Below are 14257 nucleotides of genomic sequence, written 5' to 3'. Positions count from 1 at the left end.
CGCCTCCCGTCCGCCCTCCCCGCCCCTCCCACTAGCGTGGTGGCATGCGCGTGGGAGTCCTCGACATCGGGTCCAACACCGGCCACCTGCTCGTGGTGGACGCCCACGGCGGGGCGGCGCCGCTGCCGGCGTCCTCGTTCAAGCAGCCGCTCCGCCTCGCCGAGCACCTCGACGAGACCGGCGCGGTGACGCCCGCCGGGGTCGACGCCCTCACCGTGTTCGTCGCCGAGTCGGTCCGTGTCGCCGAGGACCGCGGGTGCGAGGACATGCTCGCGTTCGCGACCTCGGCCGTCCGCGACGCCGTGAACTCCGACGCGGTGCTCGCACACGTCGAACGGGAGACCGGCGTCGAGCTCGCCGTGCTGTCCGGTGGCGACGAGGCCCGGTTGACCTTCCTGGCCGTCCGCCGCTGGTTCGGCTGGTCCGCCGGACGCCTCGCGGTCTTCGACATCGGCGGGGGCTCGCTCGAGATCGCCGGCGGCGCGGACGAGGCACCCGACGTCGCGTGGTCGATGCCGATCGGGGCCGCCCGCCTGGCCCGCTCGTACTTCGCGGACGGGACCCCAAGCGACGACGACGTCCGCCGGATCCGCCACGAGATCCGGGTCGCGATCGCCCGCGACGCCGGGCTGCTGCTGCGCGCCGGGCGGCCGGACCGTGCCGTCGCGACGTCGAAGACCTTCCGCTCGATCGCCCGGATCTGCGGGGCCGCGCCGTCCGGGGACGGGCCACTCGTGCCACGGGCGCTCGACGGCGCCGAGCTGCGGCGGTTGCTGCCGTCGCTCCTGACCAAGTCGGTGACCGAGCTCGCGGCGCTGCCGGGGGTCTCGCCGAGCCGGGCGCACCAGGTCGTCCCGGGAGCGCTCGTCGCCGAGGCGTGCCTGGACATCTTCGACCTGCCGGCGCTCGAGATCTGCCCGTGGGCCCTGCGCGAGGGCGTGATCCTGGAGCGCCTCGACCAGCTGTCGGTGCTCGGCTGAGGGTGCTCGGCTCGCGCTACCGCTCGCGCGGCGGGGCGAGGAGCCACGGGCGGACGAGCTTCGTCACTGACGGGAGCACCCAGAAGGTCATGATCGGCGTGAGCACGAGCGTCGTGATCAACACGCGGGGCAGCACGGCCAGGTGCCCGAACGCCGGCACGAGCCAGCCGACCAGGTAGGTGAAGGCCAGGTTCACCGGGAAGAAGCCGAGCCAGATGCTCACGGCCTGCTTCCACCGCGGCGGGGCGCTCGAGGCGGGTGCGTCCTGCGGGGCGTCGAACCAGCCCTCGATGCCCGTGCGCTTCTCGACCCGGGACTCCACGACGAGGTCCCGGCCGCGGTCGAGCCACCGGAGCCGGTCGTCGGAGTTCTCCCACGTGGCGAGCTGCTCGTGGTCGGCGAACCGGTAGAGCATGTGCCACTCGTGGCTCGTGGCGTGCGACCGGACCCACCCGGAGCCGAGGAAGCCGGGGTAGCGGTTCGCCAGGTTCACCCCGGACTGCACCCAGGCGGTGGCGTCGGGGATGCGGTCGGGTTCGACGAGGCGGGTGATGGACACGGTGACGGGCGGGCCGGCGGTCACGGATGACGACTGCGGGCTCCAAGGCTCTTGTGGAGTCATGTGGACAGTGTCGCGGAGTCGTGTTTCGGGTGCGTGACGCCGCAGTAGGTTCTGGGCATGAGCGACGTCAGCGGTGGAGCCCGGGACACCGAGCGCGGACGGCACGAGACCCCGACCGAACGCTGGGACCGGAACTGGTCGGACATCCAGCAGGAGCTCCGGATCGTGCAGACGGGGACGCAGATCCTCGCCGGGTTCCTGCTGACGCTGCCGTTCCAGCAGCGGTTCACGATGCTCAGTCCGAGCGAGGAGGTCGTCTACCTCGTGCTGGTGGCGCTCGCGGTGGTCATCACCGTCGTCGCGCTCTCCGCCGTCTCCGCGCACCGGCTGGTGTTCCGGCAGCGGCAGAAGCACGACCTGGTGCGCGCCGGGAACGCGCTGCTCATCGCGGCGCTCGCGGCGAGTGCCCTGCTGTTCTCCGGCACGGTGCTGTTCGTGTTCGACGTCGTGATCGGGGACGTCGGCGGCGTGGTCGGGGGTGTCGTGGTGTTCGTCGGGACGGCGGCGCTGTGGGTCTCGATCCCGCTCGCGCTGCGGAGGACGAGCCGGGACGGCTAGCTGGCCTGCTTCTTCGCCGCCGGCGCCTTCTTCGTCGCGGGGGCCTTCTTCGCCGCCGGCTTCTTCGCGGCGGTCTTCTTCGTGGCCGGCTTCTTCGCCGGCGCCTTCTCTGCCGTCGCCGTCGCAGTCGCCGTCGCCTTCTTCGCCGTGGACTCGCCGCCCGCCTTCCGCGAGCCGGACGACGGACGCGACCCCGATCCTCCCGACCGCTTCTTGTCGACGGACGCCCGCAGGGCGGCCATCAGGTCGATGACGTCGCCACCCTCGTCGTCGTCGTCGGAGGACGCCTGCTCGCCGAACGTCTCGGCGGTGTCGACGTCGTCACCGGCCTCGAGCTTCGCGTCGATGAGCTGCTGCAGTTCCTCCTGGTAGGCGTCGGTGTAGCGGTCGGGGTCGAAGTCGGTGGACATGCTGTCGACGAGCGAGGACGACATCTTCAGCTCGTTCGCGCTGACCTTGACCGATGCGTCGAGCGACGGGAACTCGGCCGCCCGGACCTCGTCGCCCCACAGCAGCCCCTGCAGCAGGACGACGTCGTCGTGCACACGGAGCACGCCGAGCCGGGTCTTCTGCCGGAGCGTGAACTGCACGATCGCGAGACGATCGGTCTTCGCCAGCGTCTCCCGGAGCAGCACGTACGCCTTCGGGGAGCGGGAGTCCGGCTCCAGGTAGTACGACTTCTCGAACATCATCGGGTCGACCTGGTCGACGGGCACGAACTCGAGGACCTCGATCTCGTGCGACTGCTCCTGCGGCAGCTGCTTGAAGTCGTCGGCGGTGAGCACCACGGTCTTGTCGCCGTCGTCGTAGGCGCGCTGGATGTCGGCGTACTCGACCTCGTGGCCGAACTCGCACACGCGCTTGTACCGGATGCGGCCCTTGTCCTCGTCGTGGACCTGGTGCAGGGAGACGTCGTGGGTCTCGGTCGCCGCGTACACCTTGATGGGCACGTTGACGAGCCCGAACGCGATGGAGCCCTTCCAGATCGACCTCATGCGCAACATGATGCCCGCGGGGGTGCGGACAGGTCCTCAGTTCCGAGCGGATCGGCAGGTGTGGACGGGCGGCCGAGGGCGTAGGGTCGCGGGCATGACGGGGGACCAAGCGACGACGCAGCGGACCGACGGCTCGCGGACGGTGGACGACGACCGCATCGACGCCGTGGGGTGGTGGCAGCTGGTCGGGCTGGCGATGGCGGGCGCGGTCGTGCCGGGGATCGTCCTCGCGACGCTGCGTGGCCCGATGCCGTGGACGGCCGCGATCGTGCTCGGGCTCGCCCTGGCGGTCGCACTGCCCGCGTCGCTGGTGTGGAACTGGTCGCGCCGTGGTGGCCGGGCCGCGGTGGCGACGACCCGGCGGTGGGTCCGGGACGGCAGCGTGCCGTCGGACGTCCCCGACGCGGTGTGGCGGCCCCGCGTGCAGCGGTGGCTGAGCGACCTCGGGCGCCGGCGGGTGAGCGGCTGGTTCGCGATCGTGGCCGCCGTCCTGTGGGCGCTCACCGCGCTGGCCGGGTCGACCGACAACTGGGGGCTCGTGCTGGTGTGGGCCCTCATCGCCGCGGTCGGGCTCCTGGGGGACCGGGGCGACCGCGCTGCAGCGGAACGCCTGCTCGCTGCGCCGGCCCGCACGCCCGATCGGGCCTGAGACCCGCGCCCTCCCGCGTGCCCGATCGGGCCTGAGACCCGCGCCCTCCCGCGTGCCCGATCGGGCCTGAGACCCGTTCCCTCCCGCGCGAGCACCATGGGCCCATGAGCCAGCTCGACAAGCAGGACCCGCGTTCGCAGTTCCCCCGACCGCCGTTCCCGCCGCAGACCCAGCAGGGGTCCGGGCTGGCGAGCGCGATGGACCCGCAGCCCGACCACGGCGAGACGAGCTACCTCGGCACGGGACGGATGCCCGGCTACCGCGTGCTCGTCACCGGCGCCGACTCCGGCATCGGCCGGGCGGCGGCGATCGCGATGGCGAAGGAGGGCGCCGACGTCGCCCTGAACGCCCTGCCCGAGGAGCGCGAGGACCTCGAACAGGTCCGCGACGTGATCGGCGACCTCGGGCGGAAGGCCGTGCTGCTGCCAGGTGACCTGACCGACGAGGAGTTCTGCGCCACGCTGGTCCGGGACGCCGTCAGCGAGCTCGGCGGGCTGGACGCCCTGGTGCTCGTCGCAGGGCACCAGCAGGTGCACGAGGACGTCACCGAGCAGTCCACCGAGGACTTCGACCGGACGATGAAGGTCAACCTGTACTCGCTCTTCTGGCTCGTCCGCGCGGCCGTCCCGCACATGGCGCCGGGGAGCGCGATCGTCACGACGAGCTCGGTGTCGGCGTACCAGCCGCAGGACCGGATGATCGACTACGCCGCGACGAAGTCCGCCATCATCACCTACACGAACGGTCTCGCCCGGCAGCTCGCGGCGCGGGGGATCCGCGCGAACACGGTCGTCCCCGGACCGGTGTGGACGCCGCTCCAGCCGGTCAGCTACCCGGGCGACGAGATCGCGGCCTACGGGCAGGACACCCCGTTCGGGCGCCCGGCGCAGCCCGTCGAGCTCGGCGGCGCGTACGTGTACCTGGCGGGCCCGGAGTCGTCGTACACGTCCGGCAGCACCCTCACGGTGGCGGGAGCAACCGGAGTCGCGCTGTGAGCCCGGTCTCCCGGCGCACGACGGTCCAGGTCGGGGACCGCCGCATCGCACTGTCGAACACCGACAAGGTCCTGTACCCGGAGACCGGGACGACCAAGGGGCAGGTGATCGCCTACTACGAGCGGGTCGCGCCGTGGATCATCCCGCACGTCAAGGACCGTCCGGTGACGCGGAAGCGCTGGGCGAACGGCGTCGACGGCAAGGTGTTCTTCGAGAAGAACCTGCCGGACTCCGCGCCCGACTGGATCCGGCACCACACCATCGCGCACAGGGAGCACGACACCGAGTACCCGGTCGTCGACGACCTGCCGACGCTCGTGTGGATGGCGCAGCAGGCCGCGCTCGAGCTGCACGTGCCGCAGTGGCGGTTCGGTCCTCGCGGTGGCCAGCAGCACCCAGACCGGCTCGTGCTCGACCTGGACCCGGGTGAGGGGGTCGGCCTGCCCGAGTGCGTCGAGGTCGCGGTCGCCGCCCGTGAGCTCCTGCAGGGCATGGGCCTCGACCCCTACCCGGTGACGTCCGGCTCGAAGGGCATCCACCTGTACGCGGCGCTGGACGGCCGGTCCGCCGCGCAGCACGTCTCGGAGGTCGCGCACGAGCTCGCGAGGGCGCTCGAGCAGGACCTGCCCGACCTGGTGCTGTCGTCGATGAGCCGAGCGGAGCGCGCCGGCAAGGTCTTCGTCGACTGGTCGCAGAACAACGGCAACAAGACGACGATCGCGCCGTACTCGCTGCGCGGCCGGGACCGGCCGACGGTCGCCGCACCACGCACCTGGGACGAGCTCACGTCGCGTGGGCTCGCCCAGCTCACCCTGGACGAGGTGCTCGACCGCCTGGAGGAGCGTGGGGACCGCCTGCACCCGGTCGCGTCCGCCTCGCTGTCGGTCGGGAGGCCCGACTCGGGTCACTGGGACGGTGACCGGACCCAGCGTGCGAACGACGCGGAGCAGCCTGGTCGCGACCGCCTCGCCGCGTACCGCGCGAAACGGGACGCCTCGAAGACACCGGAGCCGGTCCCCGAGGACGCACCGACGGTCCGGAAGGACGGCACACCGACGTTCGTGGTCCAGGAGCACCACGCGACCCGGGACCACTACGACTTCCGGCTCGAGCACGACGGGGTGCTCGTCAGCTGGGCGCTCCCGAAGGGCGAGCCGACCGACCCGGGGAAGAACCACCTCGCGGTGCAGACCGAGGACCACCCGCTCGAGTACGGCGGCTTCGAGGGCACGATCCCGCACGGCGAGTACGGCGCCGGCACGGTCACGATCTGGGACGACGGCACCTACGAGCTCGAGAAGTGGCGGGAGGGCGAGGAGGTCATCGTCACCCTGCACGGGCGGACGAACGGGAACCGGCGACTCGCGCTCCTGCACACCCGTGGCCGCGGTCGCGGGAAGGACGGCGACGAGAAGAACTGGTTGATCCACCGGACGAAGGAGCAGCCGTCGCGGACGCCCGACGAGGGCGGGGCCGCACCGAGCAGGGGCTCGAGCTCAGCGTCGGACGGGGCTGGGGCGACCACGCCGACCGAGCGGCGCCCGATGCTCGCGTCGCCGGTGTCGGGCACGCCGTCGTTCGACCCCGACGCGTGGGCGTTCGAGATGAAGTGGGACGGCGTCCGGGCGCTCGCCACCGTGCGGGACGGCGCCGTGACGCTCCGGAGCCGGAACGGCAACGACCTGACCGCGCAGTACCCCGAACTCCAGGAACTCGCCGACCGAGCAGGGGTCGACGGGGTGTTCGACGGCGAGGTCGTGGCGCTCGACGACGCTGGCCGCCCGTCGTTCCAGCGGCTGCAGGACCGGATGGGACTGACGCGGAAGCGCGAGGTCGACGCGGCGCAGGCGACCGCGCCCGTGCACTTCCTGCTCTTCGACGTCCTCGAGGCCGACGGACACGACCTCGTCCGGCTCGGCTACGACGCCCGTCGGGACGCCCTGACGACGGTCGTCGACCCCGGCGGTGCGATCGAGGTGCCGCCGGCGTTCGACGGGGACTTCGACGCGGCCGTCGCGGAGTCCGCCCGGCTGCGGCTCGAGGGGGTCGTGGCCAAGAATCGGCGCTCCCGGTACACCGAGGGGCGCCGGTCCGAGTCGTGGGTGAAGGTCAAGCACCTCGCCGCGCAGGAGGTCGTCGTCGGCGGCTGGAAGCCCGGGGCCGGTCGCCGCTCGGGTGGGATCGGCTCGCTGCTGCTCGGGGTCCCCGGGCCGGACGGACTCGAGTACGTCGGCAAGGTGGGGACCGGGTTCCGCGACCGCGACCTCGACGAGATCGCGGACGTGCTCCGCTCCCGGGTCCGGAAGACCTCCCCGTTCGTCGACGTCCCCCGACCGGACGCCCGGGACGCGCACTGGGTCCGCGCCGACCGGGTCGGCGAGGTCGTGTTCGCCGAGTGGACGGCGGACGGGCGGCTGCGCCAGCCGTCGTGGCGGGGGTGGCGGCCGGACAAGGACCCGGACGACGTCGTCTGCGAGGCCGGACCCGACACGTGAGGAGACGACCCGTGCGCCGGATCAGGGAACGCACGGGCCGCCGTCGAGGCACCGCGACCGGGACTTCAGGGAAGCCCGGCCACGGTGCGTCCGAGGCCCGGGTCACCCACGATCCCGGACCGCCGGGACCCCCACGGTCCCGGAACACACTGCTGTGACGAGTCGAGTCGCCGGATCGTCACACCCGATCGGAAGTTCTTTCCGCGGCATCGTCCCGCACACGGACGGACCGCCCGGGAGCAGGTGCTCCCGGGCGGTCCGTCGATGTCGTGCGGTCCGACCGTCAGTGCCGGTCGTCCGTCAGTGCCGGTCGTCCGTCAGGCGGCGGGGGCGGGACCGTCCGCCGGGGCGGCGTCGTCCGCCGCGGGCAGGTCCTCGTCGATGAGTTCCTCCTGCTCGGGCAGGTCGACCTCGGCTGCGGCTGCCTTCGCCTCGTCGATGGACTCCTGCGACCGGCGGAGGAGGTCGTCGTCTGCTGCTGGTGCGTGATCCGTCATGACGGTGACGCTACGCCGGCGCCCCTGTGTCGGCGTCGCGCCGCGGCAGGTGCATCCCGGTCGTCGTGTCGATCGCGGGGCCGACGGCGGGTGCGGACGACGGCTCGAAGTCGACGGCCGAGGTCGGCGCCGGGGTCGACGGCATCGCCGGAGCCGCCGGTTGCCCGACCGCGTCGGCCGCGTCGAGCACGGCGCGGGTGGCGGCGGCGGCCGTCCGGAGCGCGTCGGCCAGGGGCATCGCCCGGTGTGCGTCCGTCCGGACCTCGACGCCCCAGGGTTCGTCGTGCCCGAGGTCGCGGGTGATCCGGACCAGGCCGGGCAGGTCCCACGCCCCGGCACCGGGCAGGTGCCGTGCGGAACGGGCTTCCTCGGCCAGGGTCAGGCCCGCCGGTGTGTGCAGGAGCCCGTCGCTCAGCTCCACGGCGCCGAGGACCCCCGGGGTGAGCGCCTGCGCGATCGAGGCGAGCGTCGACCCGCCACGGAGCGTGTGCATGGCGTCGAGGAGCACGGCGCCGTTCGGGTGGCCCGCGGCCGTGACGAACCGCGCCGCCCGCTCGAGCGTCGGCAGGTTCGACCACGGTTCCGGCTCGAGCAGGAGCTGCGCGCCGACCTTCTCGGCCTGTGCGGCGAGGTCCACCCAGTCGTCGACCATGGCGACGGGCGACACGGCTGCGACTCCGCTGTCGGCGCGGGCGACGACCTGCCACGCACCGAGCGCGGACGCGGCCTCGAGCAGGACGCCCCGGTCGGCCTCGTCGTCGGTCGAGCGCTGCGGCGACGACCACCATCGGTCGAGGGGGCCGAGCTGGACCCAGACGATCCCCGCCCGGTCGAGCACCCGCCGGAGCGCGGCGAAGCCCGTGGTCGCCCGCACCTCGTGCAGGTCGTCGAGCGACAGGGACAGCCCGGAGAACCCGGCGTCCCCGACCGCCCGGACCCGTTCGGCGACGGGAGCGTCGCCGGCCCAGGTCCCGGACGTCGCGAGCAGGTCGTGTTCCTGCACGGTGCACCTCCTGGCTCCGGACACCCGCCGTCGCCCCGTCGCAGTGCTGGTGTCCTGGTGATCCCGGCGCAGCTGGTCCCCGCGCGCCGTGCACCATGTGTACGCCGTCCACCTCGACGGGCTCCCAGCGGGCTCGCGCCGGGCGGCGGCTCAGACGATGCGCGTCGTGACCGAGCCGACCCTGGCGATCCTGCCCTCGAGCCGCTCACCGCGCGCCAGGGGTCCGACGCCGTCCGGGGTCCCGGTCATCAGGAGATCGCCCGGCGCGAGGGCGACGAAGCGCGAGAGTTCGGCGATCGTCTCGGCGACCGACCAGATCTGGTCGGCGAGGTCCCCGGACTGCCGCAGCTCGCCGTCGATGTGCAGCGTGACCGCTCCCGTCGTCGGGTCGACGTCCGCCGCGGGGACGAGCCGGCCGATCGGTGCCGAGGCGTCGAACCCCTTCGCGAGGTCCCACGGCCGACCGAGCCGCTTGGCCTCGGCCTGCAGGTCCCGCCGGGTGAGGTCCAGCCCGACCGCGTACCCCCAGACGAGCTCGAGCGCCCGGTCGGCCGGCACCTCGCTGCCACCCGCTCCGAGGGCGACGACGAGTTCGACCTCGTGCTCGAGCCGGTCAGTCTGCGGCGGGTACGGGGTGTCCCCGTCGTCCGTCACCAGGGCGCTCGCGGGCTTGGTGAAGAAGAACGGCGGCTCGCGGTCCGGGTCGTGGCCCATCTCACGGGCGTGCGCGGCGTAGTTCCGCCCGACGCAGTACACGCGGCGGACCGGGAAGCGGCCGCCGGTCGAGGTCGGCAGCGTCGGCTGCTCGGGCGGGTCGATGACGAGGTCGGACACCCGCCCACCCTGCCACGTGGGCGGCCAGGACGGGGGCCCGTCGCCGACGGGTGGGCTGACGCGGCGGGTCGGGGTCCTCCGAACAGCGGACTGAGCGGCCGTCGCGGTCGGTGCTAGCGTCCGGACGTGGCCACAGGGGACCACGCCCGGTCGGCCGGGCTCGGTCGATCGCGACATCTGATGAGGGGATCCACGATGAACGTTCCTGCACGACGGTCAGCGCAGCGGGTGGGGCGGGCGAGGCGACTCGGCGCCCTGCTCCTGATGGCGACGACCGTGGTGGCGACGACCACGGTGATCGGCGGGCCCGCGCAGGCTGATCCGTACGGTTCGCCGCTCACCTTCGGCTGTGGCAGCAAGACAGCCCAGATCAACTGGAAGAGCACCGGCACCGTGCGGCTCTTCGGCGGTCCGGACCGAGAGACGGCCGGCAACAACCTGCTCCGGGAGGTCACGAAGAGCGGCTCGTACAGCTACAACTCCGGGTACCGCACGTTCACGTTCCAGTTCGGTGCGACGAACGGCCACATCACGAGCATCAAGGAAGTCTGCGTGTCGCAGTCGTAGAGCGGCACCGCCTCCGGTCCCGGCCCGGCGTTCCTGACGCGCGGGTCGGGCCGGAGACCACCTCGGCAGCTGCGTCTGCAGGCGGGCGGACGCGATCATCCCTCGCCGACGCTCGCCTCCCACCGCAGCCGGCGTGCCCGTGCGCGTTCCTCGCGCTCGCGCCACTCCCGACGGGCAGCCGCCAGCCGCTCCGGGCCGCCCTCGGCGCGCAGGAGCGGGCCGTAGTGCGGATCGGCGAGTAGCGAGGGGTAGTTCCGTTCCATGCGGTCGAGCCGCCGCTTGAACTCTCGGTCGTCGATGTCAGAGATCATCGTCCTGCTCCTCTTCGTCCGGCTGCCGGTGTGCGGCCGGTTCGTCGAGGCGCGCGAGCGCCTCTTCAACCCACTTGTCGTCGTGGTGACCCAGGACCGGGTCATCAGCGCCTGGGCCATCAGTGCCGCGCGTTCGCGCTCCGTGACGTCTGCGGAGAGCGCCCGGTCGGCGACCCACGACCAACGCTGCCACCACAGGTCCCGATGCACCGAGAACTCTGCATTTCGCCGGGTCCGCCGCCCCTCGACCACCGTCACGACGATGCCGATCGCCGCGATCACGGCGCCGGTCAGCGCCCCGACCAGTCCTGACACCCCGATGCCCATGGCCCCACCCTGACGACACAGGACCGGCCACGCGTCGGGCGTGACCGGTCCTGTGGAGGCGAGTCGTGCCTCCAGGCCGTGTGGAGGACGACGGACGTGCGTCAGGCGCCGGGGGCGGCCCCCTCGGACTCGCCCGCACCCGGGTCGCCGCCGGTGCCGCCGTCGGTCGGCTCGTCCTGCGGCCACCCCGCGAACTGCCACCCGGCGACCGACGGGTGGTCCTCACCGCGGGAGTACGCGAACGCGCGGGCGGCGTCACGGGCCTCCGAGAGGGTCGTGAGCAGGTCCGCGTGCGCCGTCGCGTCCACCCGGCTGAGCGCGTCGTGCGCCAGCGCGAAGCGGTCCATGTCGTTGCGGATGAGCATGTCGAACGGCGAGGTCGTCGTGCCCTGCTCGAGGAACCCGTGCACGTGCAGGTCGTCGTGCCCGTGCCGACGGTACGTCAGCTGGTGCACGAGCGACGGGTACCCGTGGAAGGCGAACACCACCGGCGTCCCCGGCAGGAAGACCTCGTCGTAGCGTTCGTCGCTGACGGGGTGCTCGTGCTTCCGCGGGTCACCGAGGGACAGCAGGTCCACGACGTTGACGAAGCGGACCCCGACCTCCGGCGCGTGGTGGCGGATGATGTCGGCGGCCGCGACCGCCTCGACCGTCGGGACGTCCCCGGCGCTCGCGATCACGACGTCGGTGCGACCGACGGTCTGCTCGGTCCCGGCCCAGTCCCACACGCCGAGCCCGGCCGCGGCGTGCGCGGTCGCGTCCTCGAGCGACAGGAAGACCGGCTCCGGGTGCTTGCCGGCCACGATGACCTCGATGCGGTCCGTCGTCTCGAAGGCGTGCGCGGCGACGGCGAGCAGGGTGTTCGCGTCCGCCGGCAGCTTGATCCGGACGAGGTCCTGCTGCTTGGACGCGACGACGTCGAGGAACCCGGGGTCCTGGTGTGAGAAGCCGTTGTGGTCCTGGCGCCAGACGTGCGACGACAGCAGGATCGACAGGTTCGACACCGGTGCGCGCCAGTCGATGTCGGTCGACGACTCGAGCCACTTGGCGTACTGGCCGACCATCGAGTCGATGATGTGGGCGAAGGCCTCGTAGGTGTTGAGCAGACCGTGCCGCCCGGTCAGGACGTAGCCCTCGAGCAGCCCCTCGAGCAGGTGCTCGGAGAGGACCTCGATGACGCGGCCGCGGGCGCCGAGGTGTTCGTCGCCGGGACCGCGGCGCGCACGCCAAACCCGGCTCGTCACGTCGAAGACCGCGTCGAGCTTGTTCGAGATCGTCTCGTCCGGGCCGAACAGCCGGAACGTCGAACCGTTCCGCGACGTCAGCTCGGCGAGCCACGGACCCAGCGTCGCCGTGGCGCTGGCGTCCTCGCCGACCGGCACCGCGTACGGCTCGAGCGGCGGCCGGTCGAGGGCCGTGCGGACGAGTCCGCCGTTGGCGTGCGGCGTCGCGCTCATCCGGCGGTCGCCCTCGGGACGGATCGTCGTGAGGATGCCGATCGGACGACCGTCCGCGTCGAAGAGCTCGTCCGGGCGGTAGGAGCGCATCCACTCCTCGAGCTGCTCACGGTGTCCGGCGTCCTCGCGGACCGCGGGCAGCGGCACCTGGTGCGCACGGAAGGTGCCCTCGACGCGCTCGCCGTCGACCTCCTGCGGGCCGGTCCAGCCCTTCGGCGTGCGGAGCACGATCATCGGCCAGCGCGGGCGGAGGTCCGCGGCACCGGCCGGCTGCCCGGCCGCCGCGCGCTCGGCCTGGGCCCGTGCGGCGGCCTGGACGTCGTCGATGGCGGCGAGGGCCCGGCGGAGTGCGCCGTCGAACAGGGCGTGCACGGCGTAGGGGTCGTCGCCGACCCGGGCGGAGTCGACGACGATCGGGTCGTACCCGAGGCCGCGGAAGTACGCGGTGAGGTCCTCGTCCGGGATGCGGGCGAGCACCGTCGGGTTCGCGATCTTCCACCCGTTCAGGTTGAGGATCGGCAGGACCGCGCCGTCGGACACCGGGTCGAGGAACGTGTGGGCCTGCCAGGAGCCGGAGAGCGGGCCGGTCTCGGCCTCGCCGTCGCCGACCACGCACGCGACGACGAGGTCCGGGTTGTCGAGCGCCGCGCCGTACGCGTGGGCGAGGGAGTAGCCGAGCTCACCGCCCTCGTTGATCGAGCCCGGCGTCTCCGGGGCCGCGTGCGAGGGGATCCCGCCGGGGAACGAGAACTGCCGGAAGAACCTCCGCAGGCCGTCGGGATCCGGGGTGATGTCGGGGTACAACTCGCCCCAGGTCCCCTCGAGCCAGGCGTTCGCGTTCATTGCCGGTCCGCCGTGCCCGGGGCCGCAGACGTAGAGCAGGTCGCGGTCGGTCTCGGTGATGAGCGCGTTCAGGTGCGCGTACACGAGGTTCAGTGCGGGGGAGGTGCCCCAGTGCCCGAGCAGCCGGGGCTTGACGTCGTCCGGGTCGATCGGGCGCGTCAGCAGCGGGTTGTCGAGCAGGTAGATCTGTCCGACCGTGAGGTAGTTCGCGGCGCGCCACCAGGCGTCGATCGCCCGGATCCGGTCCGTGGTCGCGATGTGTGCGGGGGCCATGCCCCCACGCTACGGAACGGGGGACAGGAACCGCCCAGGAAATCGGTCCAATCCGTTCGGTGGGGGGTGTCGAACCACCAGTACAACCCGGGAAGATCCCGGAGCGCTCACCAGCCGCAGTCAGCTGGTTCTCCACCCCCATGTGGGGTGTGTTCGGCGCGCATACAGGGAAATCGCGCCGAGCGCGACCACGAAAGGAACGAACTCATGCGTAAGAGCCTGAAGACCTCGATCACCCTCGCCACCACGGGCGCCCTCGTGCTCGGTGGCGCCGCGTTCGGTGTGTCCGCCGCGCAGGCCGACGGCACCGTCCACACCGTCTCCTCGTCCTCGTCGAAGATCCCCGGCCCGGTCGCGTCGGTGCCGGAGGTCAAGGGCGGCAACACCGCCGTCGCACTCGACAAGGGCTTCACCGACGCGCTGACCTCGCTGGGCCTGACCCCGGGTGTGTCGGGCAACGCGAAGCTGGAGAACGGGTCGGTGTCGTTCCCGATCACGGCCGGTTCGGTGACGTACTGGTCGCCGGACGGCAACTACCGCCCGTACGTGCAGGGGCTGCTGAACCACGACGACTCGGGCCTGACGCTCAAGGCCGGTGACACGACGGTGACGCTGGAGAACTTCGTGGTGAACCCGGGTTCGTCCAAGCTCTACGGTGACGTGCTGGTCAACGGGCAGGTCGCAGCGTCCAACGCGTACTTGTTCTCGCTGCACGGTGGCACGCTCAAGCCGCTGCAGCTCGAGGGTGACAACGCGATCCTGACCGGCACCACGGTCCACGTCTCCGACGACGCCGCGAAGCTGCTCAACAGCACCTTCAAGACCGACGCGGTCAAGGGTGGTCTCCTCGT

The 14257-nt window shown here is 72.4% G+C and carries 14 protein-coding genes; 7 read left to right on the top strand and 7 right to left on the bottom strand.

The features are described from left to right. The first annotated feature begins 44 nt into the window (after positions 1–44). Entirely contained in the window at positions 45–980 is a 936-nt protein-coding gene (locus HUN58_RS10215) for a Ppx/GppA phosphatase family protein (protein ID WP_141859934.1), read from the top strand. Positions 981–996: 16 nt separating this feature from the next. On the opposite strand, the gene HUN58_RS10210 is transcribed toward HUN58_RS10215, so the two are convergent. After that, complete coding sequence (locus HUN58_RS10210) at positions 997–1602, bottom strand: antibiotic biosynthesis monooxygenase (protein WP_180225787.1); 606 nt, start codon at positions 1600–1602, stop codon at positions 997–999. A 57-nt stretch (positions 1603–1659) separates the two neighbouring features. On the opposite strand from HUN58_RS10210, the gene HUN58_RS10205 reads away from it, so the two are divergent. Beyond that, positions 1660–2160, top strand: a complete 501-nt coding sequence (locus tag HUN58_RS10205) for a DUF6328 family protein (RefSeq protein ID WP_114850736.1) — start codon at positions 1660–1662, stop codon at positions 2158–2160. On the opposite strand, the gene HUN58_RS10200 is transcribed toward HUN58_RS10205, so the two are convergent. Continuing rightward, entirely contained in the window at positions 2157–3155 is a 999-nt protein-coding gene (locus HUN58_RS10200; RefSeq protein WP_180225786.1) for a Ku protein, read from the bottom strand. The two genes, HUN58_RS10205 and HUN58_RS10200, sit on opposite strands and share 4 nt — an antisense overlap. A gap of 94 nt (positions 3156–3249) precedes the next feature. Between HUN58_RS10200 and HUN58_RS10195 the strand changes: the two genes are divergently transcribed. The 3 genes from HUN58_RS10195 (at position 3250) to HUN58_RS10185 (ending at position 7294) form a co-directional block, all read left to right on the top strand. After that, positions 3250–3804, top strand: coding sequence for a hypothetical protein (locus HUN58_RS10195; RefSeq protein WP_180225785.1), 555 nt, complete (start codon positions 3250–3252; stop codon positions 3802–3804). A 104-nt stretch (positions 3805–3908) separates the two neighbouring features. Then, a complete protein-coding gene (locus tag HUN58_RS10190; RefSeq protein WP_180225784.1) occupies positions 3909–4799 on the top strand; it encodes an SDR family oxidoreductase in 891 nt (296 codons plus the stop codon). Further along, positions 4796–7294 (top strand): ATP-dependent DNA ligase, encoded by a 2499-nt coding sequence (locus tag HUN58_RS10185; RefSeq protein WP_180225783.1) that lies wholly within the window; start codon positions 4796–4798, stop codon positions 7292–7294. Before HUN58_RS10190 ends, HUN58_RS10185 begins: the two co-directional genes overlap by 4 nt. A 317-nt stretch (positions 7295–7611) precedes the next feature. Here the strand turns inward: HUN58_RS10185 and HUN58_RS10180 are convergent, their stop codons facing one another. From HUN58_RS10180 to HUN58_RS10170, 3 genes are all read right to left on the bottom strand, one after another. Beyond that, complete coding sequence (locus tag HUN58_RS10180) at positions 7612–7791, bottom strand: hypothetical protein (RefSeq protein WP_114850741.1); 180 nt, start codon at positions 7789–7791, stop codon at positions 7612–7614. 10 nt (positions 7792–7801) lie between these two features. Further along, positions 7802–8794 (bottom strand): sugar phosphate isomerase/epimerase, encoded by a 993-nt coding sequence (locus HUN58_RS10175; protein WP_147281459.1) that lies wholly within the window; start codon positions 8792–8794, stop codon positions 7802–7804. 150 nt (positions 8795–8944) lie between these two features. After that, positions 8945–9628, bottom strand: a complete 684-nt coding sequence (locus HUN58_RS10170; RefSeq protein ID WP_217488511.1) for a fumarylacetoacetate hydrolase family protein — start codon at positions 9626–9628, stop codon at positions 8945–8947. Between the two features lie 195 nt (positions 9629–9823). On the opposite strand from HUN58_RS10170, the gene HUN58_RS10165 reads away from it, so the two are divergent. Continuing rightward, positions 9824–10195, top strand: coding sequence for a hypothetical protein (locus HUN58_RS10165; RefSeq protein WP_141859951.1), 372 nt, complete (start codon positions 9824–9826; stop codon positions 10193–10195). Between the two features lie 95 nt (positions 10196–10290). Here HUN58_RS10165 and HUN58_RS10160 read toward each other — a convergent pair whose 3' ends face one another. Both HUN58_RS10160 and HUN58_RS10155 read right to left on the bottom strand, forming a co-directional pair. After that, positions 10291–10833 (bottom strand): hypothetical protein, encoded by a 543-nt coding sequence (locus HUN58_RS10160; RefSeq protein WP_141859953.1) that lies wholly within the window; start codon positions 10831–10833, stop codon positions 10291–10293. Between the two features lie 101 nt (positions 10834–10934). Then, complete coding sequence (locus HUN58_RS10155; protein ID WP_180225781.1) at positions 10935–13406, bottom strand: phosphoketolase; 2472 nt, start codon at positions 13404–13406, stop codon at positions 10935–10937. 207 nt (positions 13407–13613) lie between these two features. Between HUN58_RS10155 and HUN58_RS20240 the strand changes: the two genes are divergently transcribed. Beyond that, the coding region (locus HUN58_RS20240; RefSeq protein WP_217488510.1) for a hypothetical protein at positions 13614–14257 on the top strand (644 nt) is incomplete at its 3' end.

This window comes from Curtobacterium sp. Csp1 (assembly GCF_013347185.1).
This window is presented reverse-complemented; position numbering and strand designations above follow the sequence as displayed.

Excerpts from the sequence above, each read along its gene's own strand:
- HUN58_RS10160 (WP_141859953.1), bottom strand. The coding sequence starts at position 10,833 with ATGGGCATCGGGGTGTCAGGACTGGTCGGGGCGCTGACCGGCGCCGTG.
- HUN58_RS10205 (WP_114850736.1), top strand. The coding sequence starts at position 1,660 with ATGAGCGACGTCAGCGGTGGAGCCCGGGACACCGAGCGCGGACGGCAC.
- HUN58_RS10215 (WP_141859934.1), top strand. The coding sequence starts at position 45 with ATGCGCGTGGGAGTCCTCGACATCGGGTCCAACACCGGCCACCTGCTC.
- HUN58_RS10200 (WP_180225786.1), bottom strand. The coding sequence starts at position 3,155 with ATGAGGTCGATCTGGAAGGGCTCCATCGCGTTCGGGCTCGTCAACGTG.
- HUN58_RS10210 (WP_180225787.1), bottom strand. The coding sequence starts at position 1,602 with ATGACTCCACAAGAGCCTTGGAGCCCGCAGTCGTCATCCGTGACCGCC.
- HUN58_RS10180 (WP_114850741.1), bottom strand. The coding sequence starts at position 7,791 with ATGACGGATCACGCACCAGCAGCAGACGACGACCTCCTCCGCCGGTCG.
- HUN58_RS10155 (WP_180225781.1), bottom strand. The coding sequence starts at position 13,406 with ATGGCCCCCGCACACATCGCGACCACGGACCGGATCCGGGCGATCGAC.
- HUN58_RS10195 (WP_180225785.1), top strand. The coding sequence starts at position 3,250 with ATGACGGGGGACCAAGCGACGACGCAGCGGACCGACGGCTCGCGGACG.
- HUN58_RS10165 (WP_141859951.1), top strand. The coding sequence starts at position 9,824 with ATGAACGTTCCTGCACGACGGTCAGCGCAGCGGGTGGGGCGGGCGAGG.
- HUN58_RS10190 (WP_180225784.1), top strand. The coding sequence starts at position 3,909 with ATGAGCCAGCTCGACAAGCAGGACCCGCGTTCGCAGTTCCCCCGACCG.